The organism is Sinorhizobium numidicum (assembly GCF_029892045.1).
Lineage (GTDB): Bacteria > Pseudomonadota > Alphaproteobacteria > Rhizobiales > Rhizobiaceae > Sinorhizobium > Sinorhizobium numidicum.
Window position 1 is genome coordinate 1680529 of sequence record NZ_CP120368.1, and the last position, 19617, is coordinate 1700145.

The 19617-nt window shown below is 61.1% G+C and carries 17 protein-coding genes and 6 pseudogenes; 3 read left to right on the plus strand and 20 right to left on the minus strand.

Features of this window, described 5'->3' with window-relative positions:
- Positions 1-121: 121 nt before the first annotated feature.
- From PYH37_RS19200 to PYH37_RS19260, 14 genes and pseudogenes are all read right to left on the minus strand, one after another.
- Entirely contained in the window at positions 122-1657 is a 1536-nt protein-coding gene (locus tag PYH37_RS19200) for an ABC transporter transmembrane domain-containing protein (protein ID WP_280733026.1), read from the minus strand.
- Entirely contained in the window at positions 1654-2700 is a 1047-nt protein-coding gene (locus PYH37_RS19205; RefSeq protein WP_280733027.1) for a P-loop NTPase family protein, read from the minus strand. The genes PYH37_RS19200 and PYH37_RS19205 overlap by 4 nt, the downstream gene beginning before the upstream one ends.
- A complete protein-coding gene (locus PYH37_RS19210) occupies positions 2693-3550 on the minus strand; it encodes an alpha/beta hydrolase family protein (RefSeq protein ID WP_280736706.1) in 858 nt (285 codons plus the stop codon). The genes PYH37_RS19205 and PYH37_RS19210 overlap by 8 nt, the downstream gene beginning before the upstream one ends.
- Before the next feature lie 678 nt (positions 3551-4228).
- A complete protein-coding gene (locus PYH37_RS19215; protein ID WP_280733029.1) occupies positions 4229-5434 on the minus strand; it encodes an NAD(P)/FAD-dependent oxidoreductase in 1206 nt (401 codons plus the stop codon).
- Between the two features lie 253 nt (positions 5435-5687).
- Entirely contained in the window at positions 5688-6524 is an 837-nt protein-coding gene (locus tag PYH37_RS19220; protein ID WP_280733030.1) for an alpha/beta fold hydrolase, read from the minus strand.
- Between the two features lie 121 nt (positions 6525-6645).
- Positions 6646-7065 carry a cupin domain-containing protein gene (locus PYH37_RS19225; protein ID WP_280733031.1) on the minus strand — a complete coding sequence of 140 codons (420 nt, stop codon included), beginning with the start codon at positions 7063-7065 and terminating at the stop codon, positions 6646-6648.
- A 61-nt stretch (positions 7066-7126) separates the two neighbouring features.
- Entirely contained in the window at positions 7127-7879 is a 753-nt protein-coding gene (locus PYH37_RS19230; protein WP_280733032.1) for an SDR family oxidoreductase, read from the minus strand.
- Positions 7880-8036: 157 nt separating this feature from the next.
- Complete coding sequence (locus tag PYH37_RS19235) at positions 8037-8993, minus strand: MBL fold metallo-hydrolase (protein WP_280733033.1); 957 nt, start codon at positions 8991-8993, stop codon at positions 8037-8039.
- 195 nt (positions 8994-9188) lie between these two features.
- Positions 9189-9439: pseudogene (locus PYH37_RS19240) on the minus strand (helix-turn-helix transcriptional regulator); the annotation flags it as partial.
- Positions 9440-9512: 73 nt separating this feature from the next.
- Positions 9513-9677, minus strand: coding sequence for a hypothetical protein (locus PYH37_RS19245; RefSeq protein ID WP_280733034.1), 165 nt, complete (start codon positions 9675-9677; stop codon positions 9513-9515).
- 426 nt (positions 9678-10103) lie between these two features.
- The gene (locus tag PYH37_RS19250) at positions 10104-11051 is read right to left on the minus strand and encodes a helix-turn-helix transcriptional regulator (protein WP_280733035.1); all 948 of its coding nucleotides are present in this window, start codon (positions 11049-11051) and stop codon (positions 10104-10106) included.
- Between the two features lie 154 nt (positions 11052-11205).
- Positions 11206-11358, minus strand: a pseudogene (locus PYH37_RS19255) (ATP-binding protein); the annotation flags it as partial.
- 5 nt (positions 11359-11363) lie between these two features.
- Positions 11364-11443, minus strand: a pseudogene (locus tag PYH37_RS32475) (Mu transposase domain-containing protein); the annotation flags it as partial.
- Positions 11444-11574: 131 nt separating this feature from the next.
- Entirely contained in the window at positions 11575-12495 is a 921-nt protein-coding gene (locus PYH37_RS19260) for a LysR family transcriptional regulator (protein ID WP_280733036.1), read from the minus strand.
- 72 nt (positions 12496-12567) lie between these two features.
- Here PYH37_RS19260 and PYH37_RS19265 point away from each other — a divergent pair.
- A pseudogene (locus PYH37_RS19265) lies at positions 12568-13315 on the plus strand (SDR family NAD(P)-dependent oxidoreductase).
- Positions 13316-13648: 333 nt separating this feature from the next.
- Here the strand turns inward: PYH37_RS19265 and PYH37_RS19270 are convergent.
- Positions 13649-13939 (minus strand): annotated as a pseudogene (locus PYH37_RS19270) (L,D-transpeptidase); the annotation flags it as partial.
- Here PYH37_RS19270 and PYH37_RS19275 point away from each other — a divergent pair.
- On the plus strand, positions 13911-14294 hold the full coding sequence (locus PYH37_RS19275; protein ID WP_280733037.1) for a hypothetical protein: 384 nt from the start codon (positions 13911-13913) through the stop codon (positions 14292-14294). The pseudogene PYH37_RS19270 and the gene PYH37_RS19275 overlap by 29 nt on opposite strands.
- Before the next feature lie 242 nt (positions 14295-14536).
- On the opposite strand, the gene PYH37_RS19280 is transcribed toward PYH37_RS19275, so the two are convergent.
- A complete protein-coding gene (locus PYH37_RS19280) occupies positions 14537-14935 on the minus strand; it encodes a RidA family protein (RefSeq protein ID WP_280733038.1) in 399 nt (132 codons plus the stop codon).
- A gap of 207 nt (positions 14936-15142) precedes the next feature.
- Between PYH37_RS19280 and greA the strand changes: the two are divergent.
- Positions 15143-15624 (plus strand): annotated as a pseudogene (greA, locus tag PYH37_RS19285) (transcription elongation factor GreA).
- A gap of 485 nt (positions 15625-16109) precedes the next feature.
- On the opposite strand, the gene PYH37_RS19290 reads toward greA, so the two are convergent.
- The 4 genes from PYH37_RS19290 to PYH37_RS19305 form a co-directional block, all read right to left on the minus strand.
- On the minus strand, positions 16110-17360 hold the full coding sequence (locus PYH37_RS19290; RefSeq protein ID WP_280733039.1) for a bifunctional alpha/beta hydrolase/OsmC family protein: 1251 nt from the start codon (positions 17358-17360) through the stop codon (positions 16110-16112).
- A gap of 253 nt (positions 17361-17613) precedes the next feature.
- On the minus strand, positions 17614-18120 hold the full coding sequence (gene msrA / locus PYH37_RS19295; RefSeq protein ID WP_280733040.1) for a peptide-methionine (S)-S-oxide reductase MsrA: 507 nt from the start codon (positions 18118-18120) through the stop codon (positions 17614-17616).
- The gene (msrB, locus tag PYH37_RS19300) at positions 18121-18564 is read right to left on the minus strand and encodes a peptide-methionine (R)-S-oxide reductase MsrB (RefSeq protein ID WP_280733041.1); all 444 of its coding nucleotides are present in this window, start codon (positions 18562-18564) and stop codon (positions 18121-18123) included.
- Between the two features lie 114 nt (positions 18565-18678).
- Complete coding sequence (locus PYH37_RS19305) at positions 18679-19554, minus strand: LysR family transcriptional regulator (RefSeq protein WP_280733042.1); 876 nt, start codon at positions 19552-19554, stop codon at positions 18679-18681.
- Positions 19555-19617 lie beyond the last annotated feature (63 nt).

Here is a 19617-nt window from a genome sequence, read left to right on the forward strand (position 1 = left end):
GAGGGATGGGCGGGATGCCGATGCCTGGCGGCTGGACGATGTCGAACTCGTCGAGCATAAGACTCGGAGCCGATCGCATCGGGTGTTCGCCGCCCCCTGCTTTTGGAAAGCGGGAGCCAGGTCAGTCCAAAGAGCATATCGTCGGACCAAACGCCGCATCCGGATGCCGGCAAGGCACTAACCAGAGCCGCGTCGCGGGAAGGGCTCGGGCCCAAACGTCAATGGATGGGTCAGGCAGGTTCGCGGCAATTACGAGCAAGCCCGGACGCCCCAGCGCTGCGCGCAGGGCGGCAAGGCGGATACGTTCGGCATCCGATAGGTCCGCGGCCCCCTCGGCAATTCGACGGTCCAGACCGCCAAGACCCTCAAGGATAGGTCCAAGGTTCTGTACGGCCAGTCTCTTGCAAATGGTCTCATCGGAAGGACGGTCCAACACGCCAAGCGTCAATGCACGCCTTATGCTTCCACGCAAAACCGCTGGCTTTGCACCAATGACGGCGACGCTGCGGCGCAGACTTCCCAATGTCAGCCGCCCGATCGGCTGCCCTCCGAGCGTAACTCCATCCACAGGCGCAACGTCGTGGCCGCTTAGGATGGGCACGATTGAAGATGCTGTTTCAGGGAGATACCCGTCTTCGCCCGGCCCCAACGTCAATGGGGGTATGCCGGTAAGCGTGAGAGCAAGCGACAGAGGACCTCTCCCTAGTCGAACGTCGCGGAAGGAATCGGTACGGAGAGGGCGGGCGAGAGCCGCTGCCAGCTTAGCATGTGCGGCGCGGAAGGCGGCGAAGTGGTTTACGACTCCCATTACCTGACGCAACGGATACAGCGAGAGACCAAGGGCCGCCAACGCTGCTGCGATAGTTCCCGAGGCCATCCCGGAATGCGATCCATAGATAAGGATGACCGCGGCGGCGATTCCGACTAGCGCCTCCGGCAGACCGTGCAGCAATTCGGCCAATGCGACCCGTTCGAGGGCCACGTGGCGCAAGGCAGCACTACGCTTCCTGATGAGGCGTAACTCGCGCGCGCGGCGCCCCAGCGCAGCCAGTTGCGGGGCGAGCGGCAGCCTTTCCGTCATGTCGGCCGCCAACTGCGCCCTACGTGCCCGCAACAGCCTGTGCGACGCCGTTAGAGTCTTGCCTCCAACCAAAAGTGCCACAAATGCCGCGGCCGTCATCACCAAGCCGGTCCACCCGAAAGGGGCCGCCAACCAGAACAACACGCCGATGGCGGCAGGCAATAGTGCGGCCGCTTGCACGAGCCGTGGCAAACCAAGACCCGGCCAATTCTTTAACGCAGCTAGGTCGCCGATAAACCGCATCGCCATGTGGCCAGTCCGTCGCTTCGTCAGTTCCGAGGCGGCGGCTCGACTGGTATGGTCGAACAGAGCCAGGCGCACGTCACGGGCATAGTCCTGACCGAAATCTTCAGCCAGCGTCCTGAACAACGGGCGTAATGCGGCCATCGCCAACCCTGTGCCCGCTAACGCACAGAGCACGGAGGGTGGAATCTTCCCTGTCTCGTCGAGCCAGGAGAACGCCGCCCTTGTTGCGAAGGCGGTGGAGGCCAATGCGACCGCCTGAGCGAGCGCCGCTCCGATCAGACCTGCGAGCAGTATCCGCCGGCGCCCGGAGAAGAGTAGCGGCGCGTTCATGCCGCACTCGCAACCCGTTGCGCCCCGACCTGCGCGGCAAAACGGTTCGCTTCCGCCGGATCCAAAAGCTGTGATCGATTGATGACAGGAACGCCCGTGGCGGCAAGCGCCTCGGCAGAAGCCATCGGTGAGCAAGACAGAAGGCCGGTCAGCGCCAATGGATGTACCCCCTGGCGGGCCAACTCCGCCACACCGCCGGCCGCCGCCACAGCGTCCCCACAGGCAAAGATGACACCTGATGCCCATGTCCGGAATCCTGGATCAGCGATCAATGCCGCCGTCTCCCGCTGGAAAATGCCATCCGCAATCTCCATTACTGCTAAGTCGCAGCCCGCATCTTCGGCGGCGGCCAGCAGGTCCATGATTCCCTGCGCTACGCGCGCCAACGGCTCGCGGTAGGTCGTCACCATTCCTGCATCGGTGAAATCGGCGACGAAGGCTGAGCCGGCATCCTGATAGTGGTTAAAGTCGCCAAATGATCCCGTCCCCGTACCCTTCAAGGTCGCCACGCGCCATCCCGCCAGCGTCAGACCGTGCGAAAGCGCGACTGTCGCCGTCGTCTTGCCGGAATTCATTGCGGTACCCAAGACGATGATTACCGGCAGCGCGGGCGTGGCCGTCGCGCGGGGCAGGGCAAAATTCATCGTATCCAGCACCTGCCCATCGGCAGCGGTTATGCGTCCGAGCGGCTGCACCCGCGTCGGTGGCTTAATTCGATCATTGCGGTGCATCATTCGCCCCAAGCATCCACCGCCCGCCAGCATATCACAGCCCTTGGGATCGATCTCGGCAACCCCCTCGAACTGGTCCGGGGCATAACGCGCACCGCAGGGCATGACGATGAGATCGCCGGGGTAGAGGGTCGAGGGCCGCCCTGACGCGAGTTGCATCCGGCCGTGCTGTCCGATGGAAATCACCTGCCCAAGGATGAGCTGTCCGGGGACCACCTCGTCCCACCGCTGGTCAAGATCGGACGCAAGGGCACGGGTCGCACGCCGGGTGGAGAAGGCCCATTTAGCACGGGCGAAGAGATGCTCATTCATAGTCGTCTCCTTTGGTTATTGACAATCCGCAGACCTGGGCAGCGAGGCCAGCGGCCTGGGCGCATTGGGGGAAATCGTGGCCGCAGCCGGGTAGAACCGTAAAGCTCAGGGTCGGAACGATCCCGCGCGCGTGCGCAGCGCTCTTAAAGGCAGCGGCAAATGCATGGGCACGAGCCACGCGATCCCGGCCTTGCAATGCATCTATGCGTCGGTCCCGCCGGAGGGCGGGGTCTCGCAGGCGATCATCTTCGCCTACGTAGATTCGAAGCGGGAGTTTCAGGAAGGCTGAAAGCTGCGCCAGCATCAAACCCGCGATATCCGATTCGCCCGGGGGAACCATGTTGGCTTCAGTTCGCAGTCCCATGGGGAACGGCACGCTATCGTCCGGCAAGCAATACCAGCCGGCAGCAGCCACATGGAGCGCCGCCACATGCTGCGGATAGAGCATCGCAAACCGGTGCGCGAGTTGCGCGCCACCTGAAAAGCCGAAGAGGTCAACTTTCCTCGTATCCGCCAGCCCCATCGCTTGCAATCGGGCGAGAAGCGCCAGCACAGGCTTATCTGGCCGCGCGCCGCCGATCCGCTGAAATACTGGCCAGTCGCCTGGTGGAAATCGCGGAACGATCAACACCCGCCCCGCGGCGGCGGTCAGCGGAGCAAATGCTGTGGAGAGTGCATTCGCGGCGCGCGAGATCCCGTGTAAGGCTAAAAGCGGAGGCACCGAAGCCTGGGGGTTAGCCGGCACAAAAACGTCTGCACGCAGGCGTCCCTCTCGCAATCGTACCCACAGCCGTGTCGTGGTGGGCTTCTCTCTCCCGGCCAGCACCTCCGGATTCGCAATGTTGGGCATCGCGGCCCTTCTCCCGTTGAAATCGGAAGTAGAACGGGCAAGCCCCCCGGTTATTCCATGGAACTTTTATGACTTCGTTTCTCATCCTCGTCGCCGAAGGCAGGGGAATGCATGGGATATCGGACAGTTCGCGTGCTCCTTAATTCGGCTACACAGCGGACGGCTGCACTGCTGGCGCGGTGGCGACTGCGAAGTTTCGTGTCGCACCAACTGCTCACAGCATCTGGAGGCCACAGCTATCGCATATCGGACACGGGGGCGGTCTCCTGTCCGCAAGCCGTGACGGCTCGTCTGTAGTGATTCGGGTCGATCAGGAACTGTAGGCCTGCTGAGCCTGGGGGAACGTCGCCAAGGGGTGGAGAGCGGAAGTTCACTACCAAGGCGCGGGACGACTGCTTAGCGCCAAGAAGCAGTCGCACGGGCCGGAGCGACTCTTATCGGTCCTTCGCGAGCTAGGTTCCGCGAGATCCTACTGCCTCCCACAATTATCTAGACTCTCGCGCAATAGGTGCCACATCATGGAAACATGATCGGCGGGAATACTGCGGCGTCGAGATGATCCGGCATGTCTCCGCAGCGCTTGCGGGCATGCGAATGGCCACGAGGACTGCCAGTTTGCTCGAAGATATGAATGAGCTTCGCCCTTGCGCAGGGAGAAGCTCATATCGCGTGAGACGCTTACAGATCGGTCACACGCTCCGGATCAGCTGAGGCCAGCGCCGCGGCACGCTCGGCCTTCGGCGGATATATCCACACCCTATTGATCTCCTGCTTGGTCTTCTTGGCGCCCTCGCCGACCATCTCGACCTTGCGGTCCCAGCCGCGGGTGAAGATTGCGCCGGCTTCGCCGAGGTCGAGGCAGGTGACGTAGGCCTTCTGGTGATAGCATCGGGTCGGCACACCCAGCAGTTCGGCGGCTGCGTTGTTGCCCGCGAAGGCGCCCATGCGGGTGGCGTGCTGGCACGACATCAGCACATAGTTGCCGACGTCATCGCATGCGGCGCGCGCCGCGTCGCCGGTGGCGAAGACGCCAGGCACGGACGGCACGCGCAAGCACTTGTCGACGAGCAGCCGGTCAAAATTGTCACGCGCGGCGGGAATTTCCATCGTCAGCGGATTGGCGCGAAAGCCTGCCGCCCAGATCACGGTCGCGGCTTCGATGCGCTCGCCGGTGCTCAGGCTGACGCCGGATTTGTCCAGCGATACGACGCCGGCATTGAGCCGCGTCTCAACGCCGACGCTGCGCAGTGCATCTTCAATGATAGGGCGAGGAAATTCACCCATGTCCGGGGCGACTGCAGGGCTACGATCGACGATAATGACGCGCGGTTTGGCTTTTTTGTCGAAGATGGTCCGCAGGCGTGAAGGCATCTCCGTTGCCGCCTCGATTCCTGTAAAGCCGGCCCCTGCAATAACGACGGTGTCGCGTGCCTTTGAGGCGGGCATAGTCGCAAGCTTATGCAGGTGGCGGTCGAGGGCGATTGCGTCATCGAGATTGTCGATGCTGAAGCCGTGTTTTGCGAGGCCGGGAATATTCGGGCGGAACAGCCGGCTACCGGTTGCGATCACCAGGCGATGATAGGAAAGGGACTTGCGCTCCCCCTTGGCATTGACGACGTCCACGGCGCGGGTTTTGGTGTCGACCGCTTCGACGCTGCCTTGCACGTAGACCACGTTGACGGCGTCAAGCACCTCCTTCAGAGGCGCGGTAAGGGTCTCGGGCTTCGGCTCATAAAGCCGAGGGCGGATCACCAATATCGGCTGAGGAGCTACCAGCGCGATCTCAAGTTCTTCGGGCGAAACGTCTTCGATGTCGCGCAGGCGGGCTGCGGAAAGCGCGGCGTACATGCCGGCGAAGCCGGCGCCTACAATAACGAGTCTCATGTTACTCCACTCCAGGGTTTTAGTTTCAAACGCCCGCGCGTCATCGTTGCCGCTCTTGATGAGAGATGACGATGCGGATCCGTGAAGCGAGATCGCGATGGCGCTCATCACCGACTCCAGGCCGGTCACAACCGGCCTCAGCACAGGCGCGATCAACCCCGCCAGCCAGATGGATTGTTGCCGATGTCCAGGTAAACAGTTTCGTTGGAAATGAGCTGCGGCATTTGATTGCCGCAGCTCGCCCTTGAGGACGTCAAGCCTGGACGAGGGCCAGTAGATCGGCGTTCAGCGCATCGGCATTGATGGTCAGCATGCCGTGCGAGAAGTTCGGATAGGTCTTCAAGGTGCCATTCTTCAGAAGCTTGACTGACTTCAGCGCGGAGTCCGCGATCGGCACGATCTGGTCGTCCTCACCGTGCAGCACCAGCGTCGGAATGGTAATGGCCTTCAGGTCCTCGGTCTGATCGGTTTCCGAGAAGACCTTGATGCCGTCGTAATGAGCCTTGGCGCTGCCCATCATGCCCTGACGCCACCAGTTCTGGACCGCCGCTTCCTGCACCGCGGCGCCCCCGCGGTTGAAGCCGTAGAAGGGACCGGCGGCGACGTCGCGAAAGAACTGGGCACGGTTTGCAGCAAGCGCGGCACGGAAACCGTCGAACACTTCAATCGGCAGACCTTCCGGATTGGCCTCGGTCTTGAGCATCAGCGGGGGAACGGCGGAGACCAGGACGGCCTTGGCAACACGGCCCGCCGGCTCGCCGTGCTTTGCGACATAGCGGGCGACCTCGCCGCCACCGGTGGAGTGGCCGATATGGACGACAGTCTTCAGGTTCAGCGCTTCGACGACGGCGAAGGCATCTGCTGCATAGTGATCCATATCATGGCCTTCTGACACCTGTGAGGAGCGGCCATGGCCGCGGCGATCATGGGCGATGACGCGATAACCCTTGGAGAGAAAGAAGAGCATCTGAGCATCCCAGTCGTCCGAGCTCAGCGGCCAGCCATGATGGAACATGATCGGCTGTGCGCCCTTCGGACCCCAGTCCTTGTAGAAGATGTCGATGCCGTCTTTGGTGGTAACATATGCCATTGCCTTGGTCCTTTAGTGAATTGTCGGGGTGAGCGTCCGCTGCGTGGCAGGGGTCACCAGCGCTGAATTTTAACGATCGAGAAAAGGGCCGGATGCCGCAGACGACAGCTGGCCCTTTCGCCTACTTCTTGATCGGGAAGGTCAGGTCCACCTGATCGGTATCAACGACGAAGACCGCCAGCAGCTTCGCCGGTCCGGTCTCGCTGGCATTCTCGCTGACGCCGTGGCGGTCTCCCGGCATTTCAGAGAAGCTCTCGCCCGCCTTGTAGGTCTTGACGGGACCGTCGTTGACCTGGCTGCGGATGGCACCCTCCAGGACAGTCGCATAGATGAAGGCCGACTCCGGATGCGTGTGGGCCGAGGAGAAGCCGCCGGGACCATATTCAACGAGAACACCTTTCATGCTCTTGCCCGGAACATTCGGCAATTCGTGCTCGTAAACCAGCGTGACCTTAGCATCCTTATCGCCGACGTCGTGAGCAGCGGCGGCAGCAGACAAGAGAGCCGTCATGGCAAAGGCGGCAAAGATTGACTTGATCATGTCGAAACTCCTTTCATGAGGTCGGAAGGTGCGCCGCCTCATGCGACGCACCGGTGCTCGGTCATTTCCGCGCTGCGGTTGCGAACCACTGCTCGAAGGTGATGCGGCCGATGCGGGGATTGTTGTCGGAGACGAGCGAGCCATCTTCCAGTTTTGCGCCGAAGTAGCGAGCCTCCGGATCTGCCTCGACCTTGCGAGCATCGCCCATTGCTTTCAGGTAGCGGGCAACGAGTTCGTTCAGCCGGACACGCCCTGGCCCCGAGATCTCCACAATGCCATTGATCGGCGCGGCCGTCGCAACGGCGGCCATGTTGTCGGCCACATCGTCCGAGGCGATGGGCTGGACGTAGGCTGGCGACAGATGCACCGTGTCGCCGATGGTGCCAGACTGGGCGATGCCGCTAAGGAACTCCATAAATTGCGTCGAGTGGACGATCGTATAGGGAATGCCGGATTCCCGGATAATCTTTTCCTGGGCGACCTTGGCCCGCATGTAGCCGCTGTCAGGCAGCCGATCGACGCCGACGATGGAAAGCGCGATGTGATGCTTTACGCCGGCGTCCTTTTCCGCAGCCATCAGATTGCGGCCCGACGTCTTAAAGAATTCGAGCACGGCCTTGTCTTCGAAGGACGGCGAGTTTGCGAGGTCGATAACGACGGAGGCGCCGGCGAGCGCCTCGGCGAGACCTTCGCCGGTGATCGTGTTGACGCCGGTGTTCGGAGCGGCGGCAATGACTTCATGGCCTTGCTTGCGAAGGCGGTCGGCTGTCTTTGAACCGATCAGGCCGGTTCCGCCGATAATGACGATTTTCATGAGTTTCTCCATTCGCGGGCGCTCGGCGCGCCGCATTGTCCATTCGTTCCAGTAGGTGGTTGCGCCGTCTTAGCTCGGGCCGGTCCTGTCGAGGCCATAGACGTGTCGGCCGAACTGGAAGGATACGCACCCAGTTCGGCCCTAACTCAACAAGGGGTCAGTAGTCCCAGAAGGCCGCGACCCAACGAAAGTCGTCGCCGTCGACCGCCACCCGGCCGACGGACGGGAACGGCAGGTGAGTGGCCACCAGCTGTCCGCCGGTCTCCGCCAGCTCGCGCAAAAGACGGACCCGAACGCGCGCCGCCTCCTCGGGGTCGTGTTCGAAACCGTTGTGCCAGTCCGGGTGTTCGAACCCGACCGCGAATACGGCGTCGCCGGCGAACATAAGCCGGTCGCCGCCGGACGCCACGCGGACCACGCTGTGCCCGGGGGTGTGGCCTCCGGTACGAGAGACGACCACGCCCGGCGCCACCTCGTACTCCTCATCGAACAGCCGCAGCTGGCTCTGATACTCCTTCGTGAACCGCTTGGCGGTCGCGCGAAGCGCGTCCGGGAAGCCCGGCGGCATGGAGACGTGGGAGAAATCGGGCGACTCCCAGAACTTGACCTCGGCGGCGGCCACGTGGATCCGGAGGTCCGGACGCAGCTGCTCCTTCACCCCCTCAACGAGCAGCCCGCCGACGTGATCCATGTGCATGTGGGTAAGCACCACGTCGGTCACCGATGCAAGGTCGATGCTGGCGGCCTCCAGTCGCTTGATCAACTGCCCGGCCCGCGGCAAGTTCAGGTTCGGATCCAACCCTAGCCCAGCGTCGATGAGTATGGTCTGGTCGCCGCTCCGCACCACGACCACATTCAGCGCCCAGTCGAAGGCGTCCTGCGGCAGGAACATGTCCTTCAGCCAGGCCGCCCGGGCGGCCGGGTCGGCGTTGTGTCCCAACATCTGGGTTGGGAGCGGCAGCACCCCGTCGCTGATTACCAGCACTTCAATCTCGCCGACCTGCACCGCGTAGCGCGACGGAACCAACTCTTCGGGTCTCGATCTACCGGAGGGTGGGGTGTTGTCCAAGCTCATGTTCTGCTGCTGCTGTGTGTTGGAGATAATCTGGTTCATCTTTGAAAACTCCTGCGTTCGATGTTGGCGCTCGATCCTGCGTCCGCCGCGCTTCCCGCGTGGAAGCGCGGTCAATGCGGGTGAGGTGTTCAGAGATCGGTGACACGCTCATTGCTGGTGTGTCACCATGATGATCTATCGAACTTGACTTGCGACTGCGCCAGAGCGATTGCCGTCGCTATAGAGCGATTGCTGCTAAACACTGCGCCTCCGCCAATCGCTCAGGGTTTCGCCGGTCAGCTTCCTGAATGCGGCCGCGAAGGCAGTCTGGGAGGAGTAGCGAAGCGCCGCGGCGATCGGGACCACGATTCGTCGGTGGCGCGCAGCATCGTCATGGCCTGCTCCAGCCGGTGCTGGCGCAGCCAGACATGCGGCGAGAGCCCGGTGCTCTCCTTGAAAGCGCGGCAGAGTTGGAAGCGCGACAGGCCGGCATCCGAAGCCAGCGCTGCTGGCTGACCGCGGTTATGATGCCGACTGCCTGGGCGAATATCCCTCCAAAGAGCAATCGGCGAAACGCGCTCAGCTCATTCGGTCGATTGTCGTTTCGGGCGATTCGGCGTCGTCGATCTTCTCGGGGATCTCGACATCATCGATGCGCGCGCGCCTGCGCTGCCGGAAATGATGTAAGGGCTTGAAGCGGGCGATGGCCGGCAGCCAGGCCGAGACGCTTGGATCGGCATTCAAAGTATCCGCGGCGTGCTAGACATCGAGGAAGGTCTGGCTGACGACGTCCTCCACATCTTCTCTCGCGGACAAGCCGACGGATGTAATTGAAGGCCTTGGCGCGATAGCGCACATAAGAGAGTGTGCATGGCAGCGGCATCGCGTCCGGCAATGCGTTTGATGAGGTCGTCGTCTCAGACGAGGACTTGGCTGCAGGCGCGTGACGCTCGATCGCAGCGATGACGGGCATGGGCCTTCGTGAGGTGGCAGGGTCTTTTAGCTGGACGGAAGACCCCGTTTCCGCCGCGAGATACCCGGACATCGCTCATGGAGTGTTGCCAGACCATACCTTCGTCTCCGCTTCCTTGGCGTGCGTACAGCGATGAATTAGCGGAGCGGATGGCTGACTGCCCCTGAGCGATTGACGTGACTGAAGAGCAATTGCTGCTAACGCGATCGATGTCGCCATTCGGTCGGGGTCTCGCCGGTCAACTGCCTGAACGCCGCAGCGAAGGCGGTCTGCGAGGCATAGCCGAGCGCCGCGGCAACCGATGCGACCGACATGTCGGGGTCACGCAGCATGTCCATGGCCTGATCGAGCCGGTATTGGCGCAGCCAGGCATGCGGCGAAAGCCCGGTGCTTTCCTTGAAGGAACGGCAGAAATGGAAGCGCGACAGGCCGGCATCCGAAGCGAGAGCAGCGAGAGAGACGTCCACATCGGTATCCGAGCGTAAGCGTTCGATGGCGCGGCGCAGCACCGTCGGCGACAGCCCACCGACGACTGGCTGGAGGGTGGTTGGCGAGCCGGCGTGCGCAACCAGGAGGCGCGTGGCAAGGAGCTCTGTCAGCTGTTGCCTGAACAGTGCATCCAGGGGCCCATTGCCGTCCAGGGCATCGACCGCGCCCAGGAGCAATCGGGATGTAATGGGGTCGGGATGCGCGGTTCGGTCGAGGAGATCGGTCTGTGTGGCGGTCTCGGCTTCGTCCGCGACGCGCTTCAGCATTGCGGGAGGAAGGTAGAGCTGAACGACATCAACAGGTTTCGGAATATCCCACCGGGAGCTTGATCCGGCCGGAATGATGACCACAACCCCACGACGAAACGTTCCAGGCGAAACCGATCTTCCTGATCGCCGCTCCATGCGCTGTACCATGCCGTTGTAAGCCATGATGACGTGATCGCTCATGGGCTCGACGATGTCGTGCAATGGTTCATGTTTCCAGTGGGCGATCCCGCCACCGGAGGGGTCCAATGCCATGCGAAATGGTGTGGTCCCGAGCGCGCGGGCCATCTCCGCATCGGCGGCACGCCCCCGGACGCCCTTCGATGCGTTGCTCCTTTGCGCCGCGGCCGACAGATCTCCCGAATGATCATGCAAGTTGGACTTGCTCATGGCTGGTGCTTGCCTTGGCTCGTGATTGCTGGAGACGTAGAGGAGTTGGCCGCAACTATGACGACAGACACCGCCGGTGTCAACGCGAGTAAGACTCGACTGTTGGCGCGTAAAACGAGCCTAGGTTTGGTGCGCAGGGGAGCGCCGGGAGGGCCTAGCCCGCGCGGGGTCTCCTGCGCGGGATAATTTTTCCTACCGGTGTTGGCGGGGCTGTCGGGGCGCGACTTTGAGCGAAGCGATAGCTGTCGCCGTTCATTTCGAGGATGCTGACGTGGTGGGTGATGCGATCGAGCAGCGCGCCGGTGACATCGCGACCCAGACGTCCTGATGATCCAGGCGACCGGGACCGAATAGTCGTTGGTCTTGTAGCGCACTAGCGACTGGGAGAAGACGCATGCCCGAGGACGCAAGGGCGGACCACGACGGGTAAGACGCCGTCGTTTCTACTGCTAAAGAGGCAGTGCTTGAATTCACCGGGCTTTACACAGGCAGGTCGCATCCTGAAACGCCTCACGGTCGCGACTCACATTACTGCGATCGCTTTCGCTGCTTCAGCGACGAAGTCGCAGAACAGTCTCACCCGCAAGGGCGGGGTGCGCCCGAAAGCGTGCAGGGCATTGAAGGGAAGCTTGGGAAGGGCGATCCGTGGCGCGAGATCTACAAGCGTGCCGGACTTCAATTCTGCTGCCACCAGGCATCGTAAAAGGTAAGCCGCACCAAGTCCGCTTTGCGCCGCTTGGATCATCGCAAATCCTGAGTCGCAGTCGACGCGACCGCTAGGGATAAAGCTGGTTCCATCGCCCAAACGCACCGGCGCCACCATGCCGTCCAATGCGAACCGAGCGAACGGCAGGCCTGCGAGAGCTTCTGCGGACGCCTGACTGCCCCACCTGCGGAGAAAAAGCGGCGATGCAACTACGACCAATGGCAGATCTGCCAGATGGCGTACCATCAGGTCGCCCTGCGTGGGATAGCCCACGCGCAACACGACGTCGTAGTCCTCTTTGATCAGGTTCACGAACCGATCTGTCAGTCCGACGTCGAGATGCAATTCGGGATAAGCAGCCGCAAAATCGGTAAACACGGCGGGTAGCAACAGCGGCGCCAATTCACCCGGCATGCTGACCCGCAGGCGCCCCGCCGGTCCCGTGCGTGACATGATCACCTCGTCGCTCGAATTGAGGTCGCGCAAAAGCGGCGCAACACGTTCGAAAAAGGCCTGGCCGTCCTGGGTGAGGGTCAGCGCGCGTGTGGAGCGCAAAAAGAGGCGTGTTCCGATTTTCTTTTCCAGCCGCGCCACACTTTTGGAGATCGCAGATGGCGTCGTATTCAAGTCGCGCGCGGCAGCGCTGAAGGAGCCGGCCTCTACAGTCCGCACAAATGCCATCAGTCCTGACGTCTCACCCAGCAGATTTGGCACTTGCACCTCCCGGGCACAAATCATGTGCCCGACATCAATCTAACAGCTCGCGCCGCCCGCATTTATCTCAAAGGTCAACGGAAATGGAGATAAGCGATGCAGCACTTGAAAGACGAGGTCGCCATCATCACGGGTGGCAACAGTGGCATAGGCAAGGCGACCGCGCAGCTGTTTGCGGAAGAAGGGGCTCAGGTTCATCACCGGTCGGCGACAGGACGTCGTCGATGAGGCGGTGGGCGAAATCGGCCACGGCGCGATTGGCATTGTTGGCGATGTCGCTGACATCGCGCATCATCGAACTCTCGCGGAGACAGTCAAGAACCGCTTTGGCGGCCTGGACGTCTACATGGCCAATGCCGCAATCCTTAATCTCACCGCATCCGGCAATATCACTCCTGAAGAATACGACCGGCACTTCGTCATCAACACGCGCGGGGTGTTCTTCGGCGTCCAAACAATCGAGCCGCTGATCCGCGACGGCGGCATCATCATCGTCACGAGTTCGCTGGCCGCGACGAAGGTCCTTCCGGATCATACCGTCTATGCCGGTTCGAAGGCAGCAGTCGCAGCATTCGCCAAGAACTGGTCGATGGAGTTCAAAGCGCGGCGGATTCGCGTCAACATCCTGAGCCCGGGACCGGTCGACACCGCCATTCTGGGCAAGCTCGGTGTTTCGGACGCCGAGCGTCCGGCATTCGAACAGCACATGGCTTCACTCATTCCGGCAGGGCGGCTGGGCCGGCCTGAAGAACTCGCGCGTGCGGCTCTTTTTCTCGCCTCCGAGGCAGGTAGTTTCGTCAATGGCATCGAGTTGCATGTTGACGGCGGCATGACATTGGCCTGAAAGGGCAAGTACATTTCCTGCACGCCGCCTACCGGAAAGGTTTTCCTGAGCTTGGTCAGTCGAGGCGGGCGCCCTGCATCCCGTGGTTTCAGACTGGTCGAGAGCGATATATCTGAACATGTTTTCGATCTAGCGGTGCGTCCGCCAACGCCCTTAAGACCGGAAATTCGGGGGTGCTGTCGGCAAATGGCCGTAGTGGGTCGAACGCGGTCATAGAGATTTTTCAGCGAAATTTGCCACGTCAGCCATACGGCTCGTGAACATAAACCGGTTTGTATGCAGCGATCAGCGCGCGAAACCGCTCGCCCGCGAAAAAGCGCAGGGTCCTTCTAGCTACAGGACGATCACTTTCGCGCCGATCTTCACTCGTTCATAGAGGTCGATGACGTCCTCATTCATCATGCGGAAGCAGCCTGACGATGAGGAGCGCCCAACGCTCTCCGGCTCGTTCGAACCATGGATGCGGTAGAGAGTGTTTCCCAGATAGAGGGCCCGCGCACCGAGAGGATTGTCGACACCGCCGGCCATATGAGCGGGAAGGTCCGGTCTTCGGGCGCGCATGTCTGCCGGCGGGCGCCAATCCGGCCAGGAGCGCTTGGCGCTCACCACCTCGGTTCCGAGCCATAGAAAGGGACCTGTCGGCGTCAGCCACTCCGGCCTGAACGGCGGCGATGGTGAGAAGCGAGAAAGCCACGACGCCGCCCAGCATCCAGGTCGTGCGCGCGGGCCTTTGGGCCTTACTGCCCGACAGAGCCCGCGCCGGTTCGGAAAGGCTAAGGCGCGCGCTGCCGAGCGAAACCGTAACGGGCGTCTTTACCTGAAGGCCATGGCCGACAGGAACCGTCGTATCGTCGACGACCACATCGGCTCCGACCGCCTGACGAAGTCGTGCCGGCTCGCGGACGGAGCGCCCGTTGGTGTCGTGAACTGGAGTAAGAGTATCGTCAGAACCAACGGCATTCAGAGTCACATCGAATGAGGCGGCTGACGTTCCGGTGCAGCATTGTTTGTGGTTCTGATCGCTACCATTGCTGTGCGGTGCAATAAATGCGTGGTCTTCAATAGCGGCGGATTATTGCAGTTATATAAACTAGTGATCTGTCTTGATAACGGTTGTGTAGCGTAAGGTTGTGCTAACTTGCGACTGAGGTGCGAGATATCGTGCACCCATGTTTTGGATGACTTCATTCCAAGGATCAGGACCGCTCCGGCAGGAAGAAGCTATGCCTCTTCAGGAATGCGAGCGATGACCTTGATCTCGAAATCGAAACCGGCGAGCCAGTTCACACCGATTGCGGTCCAGTTGGGATAGGGCGGACTGCTGAAGATCTGGTTCTTGACGGCCATGATGGTCTCGAACTGGTTTTCCGGATCGGTGTGGAACGTGGTCACATCGACGATATCGTCGAAGGTGCAGCCCGCCGCTTTCATCGTTGCCCCGAGGTTGTCGAAGGCCAGTTGCACCTGACGCCCGAAATCAGGTTCGGGCGTCCCATCGGAACGGCTGCCGACCTGCCCGGAGACGAAGAGCAGGTCGCCGGAGCGGATCGCGGCTGAATAGCGGTGTGCCTCGTAAAGTGCATGCCTATTGGCAGGAAAAATTGCGTCGCGCTGCGTCATCTTTTAATCCCTCTTCATCGTTGCTGGGTGGCACTCAACAAGCGGAATGCTAAGCTTCGGGAGCTTCACACGCTGCCGCCGTTTGATATACGCCACGTATGTGAAGTATCGAGCATACGCGGCGTATGTCAACCCATATACGCCACCTATGTAAACGGTGGGCGAAATGCGCTGTAAGAGCGCACCGCATCTAAACGGAGTTCGATCTTGAGCGTTGCCTTCACTAAGGAAGAGAGTGCCGAAACCGCTTCGGAAACCCTGCTGCCTGACCGTGCAATTTCACCTCACCCGAACCTTGTTACGGAGGCGGGACTGAAGGCTCTGGAATTGCAGCTCCAACAAGCTCGCGAGGCCCGCGAGGCTACAAGCACAATCGAAGACGTGAATGAGCGACGACGACAAGCAGCAAGCCCGTTGCGTGATCTGCGCTACTTTGCGGAAAGAGTTCGCACGGCCCAGGTTGTCCCTGACCCGCTTTCAATTGGCTCCGTCGCCTTTGGGAGCACGGTCACCTTTAGCCGTGACGATGGACGGGTGCAGAAGTATCGCATCGTGGGAGAAGACGAAGCTGATCTCAAGGCCGGATCCATTTCCTACGTAGCCCGGTCGCAAGGATGCTGATGGGCAAAGCTATTGGGGACGTCGTGAGCGTAGGCGATCAAGAGCTCGAGATTACCGCCATCTCGTAGAGCGCCTATCTCGCCATCATGCGAACGCAGGTTCGTTTGTTGATGTTTCGTTCTGTAGTTCGACAGTTGCGATGGCGGCGTCAACTATCTTATGCATTTCGACAGCCCTGCCGGGTGCAGGGTTGTCTACGCGGTCGACAGGGACCGCACGATGAGGCTTTGCGGGAGGAGCCTTCCTATGTCGCATACGCACGCCCCATCAAGGCTGATACAATCATCCATGGGCGTTCTCTCCGATAGTTGCCAAGGCCTGTGCGAATCGTGAGCCCGTCTGTCCATCTTATCGGGGAACAGCCACTCTCTCCGTTCTTGGGACTACTTTAGGGCGACTTGCTCCCGCAATTGCCCCATGTCGCATAACATCTCAAAGGGAACCATTTCCGGCTTCTGTTCATAGTGTCTAGTGGAACGCGAGGCGTGGTCGGCACAGATGGGTTACAACACTTCCGCAAACCACTTGTAGCCAAGAGTTGCCACCGCTGAAGCTATCGTCCTATCGCTTGGGGTTCCGATTTTACGACGGTCTTTATCTTCGCCGCAGTTTCGAGCGTGCGATGGACCGGGCATTTGCCGGCGATTTCGGCAATCTTGCTGCGAAGCTCCTCCGAGACCTCGCCATCGATGGAAATGACGCGCTCGAAATGGTCGATCCTGGCGCTACCCTCGCGTTCCGATTCGGTGCACTCCGCGCAATCCTTGGCATGGATCTTGGCATGCGAGACGTCAACGCCGATGCGCCCGAGTGTCAGCTTCTTATGATCGGCATATAGGCGCAGCGTCATCGAGGTGCAGGCGCCAAGTGCGATCGACAGGAAATCATAGGGCGATGGCCCGGAATCGAGCCCGCCCAGGTTTTCGGGTTCATCGGCGAAAAGCCGATGGCTGCCTGCCTGAACCGCGTTCTGAAACTTGCCTTCGCCCGTTTCCATCAGGCGGACATGTTCGATTGGTCTGGTGCCCTGCGGCTCGTCGCCGGCGAGATAACGCGTCAGCCACCCCGAAATGATCCGTCCGGCGAAGGCCGCGTCCTCAAGGTTCGTTAGCAGGTGGTCGGCCTTGTCCAGCGAAACAAAGCTCTTGGGATGTCTGGCCGCGAGGAAGATTTCGGTAGCGTTCTCGATTCCGACCGTCTGGTCCAGCGGCGCGTGAAGGATGAGGAGCGGCTTTTTCAGTGTCGCAACAGCGTCTTTGATGCGCTGTGTACGCGTGTCCTCGACAAATTGCTTTCTGACAAGGAACTTGCGCCCGGCAAGATCGACTTCGGCCGCACCGCTCTTCTCGATTTCCTCGAGGCTCGCTCCGAAGTTCTTCAGTACGTGGCCGACATCAGCCGGCGCACCGATCGTAGCAACGGCGCGCACTTCAGGAATGTCCTTGGCGACGGCCAGGACCGCTGCGCCGCCGAGCGAGTGGCCGATCAGCAGCGACGGTGCCTGATAGTGATGGCGTAGATAGTCGGCGGCCGAAAGAAGGTCGGCGACATTGGAGGAGAAATTTGTCGAGGCGAATTCGCCTTCGCTCGATCCCAAACCCGTGAAATCAAAACGCAGGACAGCGATACCTTCGCGCACAAGCTCCGCTGCAACACGGCGCGCTGCCGCCAGATCCTTGGAACAGGTGAAGCAATGGGCAAACAGTGCATAGGCGCGCAAAGGCCCGTTGGGCAGATCGAGGCGGCCGGCCAGGGTTGCGCCGGAATGACCGGCAAATTGGAGCCGTTGCGTGTTGAAAGCCATAGTGACACTCCTTCGCTGTCAGGCAATGATCATTCTACATCTGCAACGGCAACCGACTACCTAGATGTCGGTTCAAAAGCCGAAGCTTCGCTCGTATCTCTGATGTTAGCTCAACGCCGGCAGTGCCGGCGTTCTTTGGTGGAGGCGTCCAAACCGGAGGGCGTGCTCCTTCCGGAGGCCTGGCGTATCCGCCGGGCCTCCGGAGTCGGCTCGAAGGCGACGATAATCTGTGCAGCCGGAGATAGGCGGCCGGTTATTCAGCCGCCGACCGCCGGGGCAGCACCCAGTTGGGGCGCGGGAAGTGGCAGGTGTAGCCGCTGGGGTAGCGCTCCAGGTAATCCTGGTGCTCCGGCTCCGCCTGCCAGAAATCGCCCACCGGCTCGACTTCGGTCACGACCTTGCCCGGCCACAGGCCGGAAGCATCGACGTCTGCGATGGTGTCCTCGGCTATCCGCTTCTGCTCATCGTCGACGTAGTAGATCGCCGACCGGTAGGAGCTGCCGATGTCATTGCCCTGTCGGTTTCTCGTGGTGGGATCGTGGATCTGGAAGAAAAGCTCCAGAATCCGCCTGTAACTGATCGTCTCGGGATCGAAGATGATCTCGATGCCTTCGGCGTGGGCACCGTGATTGCGGTAGGTCGCGTTCGGCACATCGCCGCCGGTGTAGCCCACGCGGGTGTCGATGACCCCGGGGAGCTTGCGGATCAAGTCCTGCATCCCCCAGAAGCAGCCACCAGCCAAAACAGCTCTCTTGGTCATTCAGATGTCCTCCACCTGGTTGAGATACGCGCCGTAGCCCACGGCCTCCATTTCCTCGCGCGGAATGAAACGCAGTGCAGCGGAATTGATGCAGTAACGCAGCCCGCCCCGGTCTTGAGGGCCGTCGGGAAACACATGGCCGAGGTGACTGTCACCATGCATCGAGCGCACCTCGGTGCGGGTCATACCATAGGAGTCATCCCGCAGTTCCTTGACATTTGCCGATACGATCGGCTTGGTGAAGCTCGGCCAGCCGCAGCCGGAATCGAACTTGTCGGCCGAGGCGAACAGCGGTTCGCCGGAAACGACGTCGACATAGATCCCCGGTCTCTTGTGGTCATGATACTCCCCCGTGAAGGGCCGTTCGGTGCCGTTCTGCTGGGTCACCCGATACTGCTCGGGCGTCAGCTTCCTGACCGCTTCATCAGTCTTTGCGTAGGTCATTGCCCAATCTCCATTCTTCGATTTGTTGCCTGAATATGGCGAAGGGCCGCGAGGATTCCCAATATAGGGGATGCATAGATTCAATAGCCGCGCGATTAGGGCGGTTCCCCCCGCTCATGCCCAGCCGTGGCGCGCCGCCAACTGCGCGATCTTACGGATCTCGAGCGGTGTGCCGGAACCGGAGACCGTTACAAACACCAGTTCGCGCTCCAGGGATATTCCTTCAACTGCGCGGGTCGCTATGCCTTGCACCACGGCGGACCGCTCGGGCATGATGCAGATCGCGCGGCCTTCGGCTACCATCTGCTGGACCCAGTCCTCGCGCTCGGCACTGAAGCGCGGCTGCATGACCGCATCATGGTCCATCAGGTGCTCGGTGATCTCGGTGTGAAACTCACACGCCAGCCGGTCGACGTAGGGATAGGCGGCGATCGCCTCGGTGCTGACGACATTTTCGCTCGCCAGCGGATGGTTCTCCGAACAGGCGAGGAGGAATCGCTCGCGAAACAGCGGCACGACGTTGAGCTTGGGGTTGGGACGCAGCGCCCGCGGCAGGATACAGGCGTGGTACTTGCCCGAAAGCACCTCGTCCGAACCTTCGCCGGCCAAGAGCTGATGCATGTTGATCTTAACCGAAGGGAGCTGGCCAAGCGCGTCGTCAAAGAATGCGGCAAATGCAGCGGGACCGATGGTCGGGGCAACAGCGATGTCGAGAATACGGCGCCGGCCGAGCACTGTACTCTCGGAATGCTCGCGCACGTTTCGGAGAGCGAGTTCGATCCGCATGAACTCAGCCTGGACGTCGCGGCCGAGTGCGGTCAGGCGGCTGTCCTTGCCGTCGCGATAGATCAGCGGACTGCCCACTTCTTCCTCGAGACGCTGGATTGCTCGGGTGAGACTAGGCTGCGAGACACCACTTTGACCCGCGGCTTCGGTGAAGTTCAATGTTTCGGCCAGATTGAAGAAATACCTGACCTGATTGATGTCCATGACGCACATCTCGCTTGGGTTTGCCGGATGCAATTGCAGTGTCTCATGATACAACCACGCAAG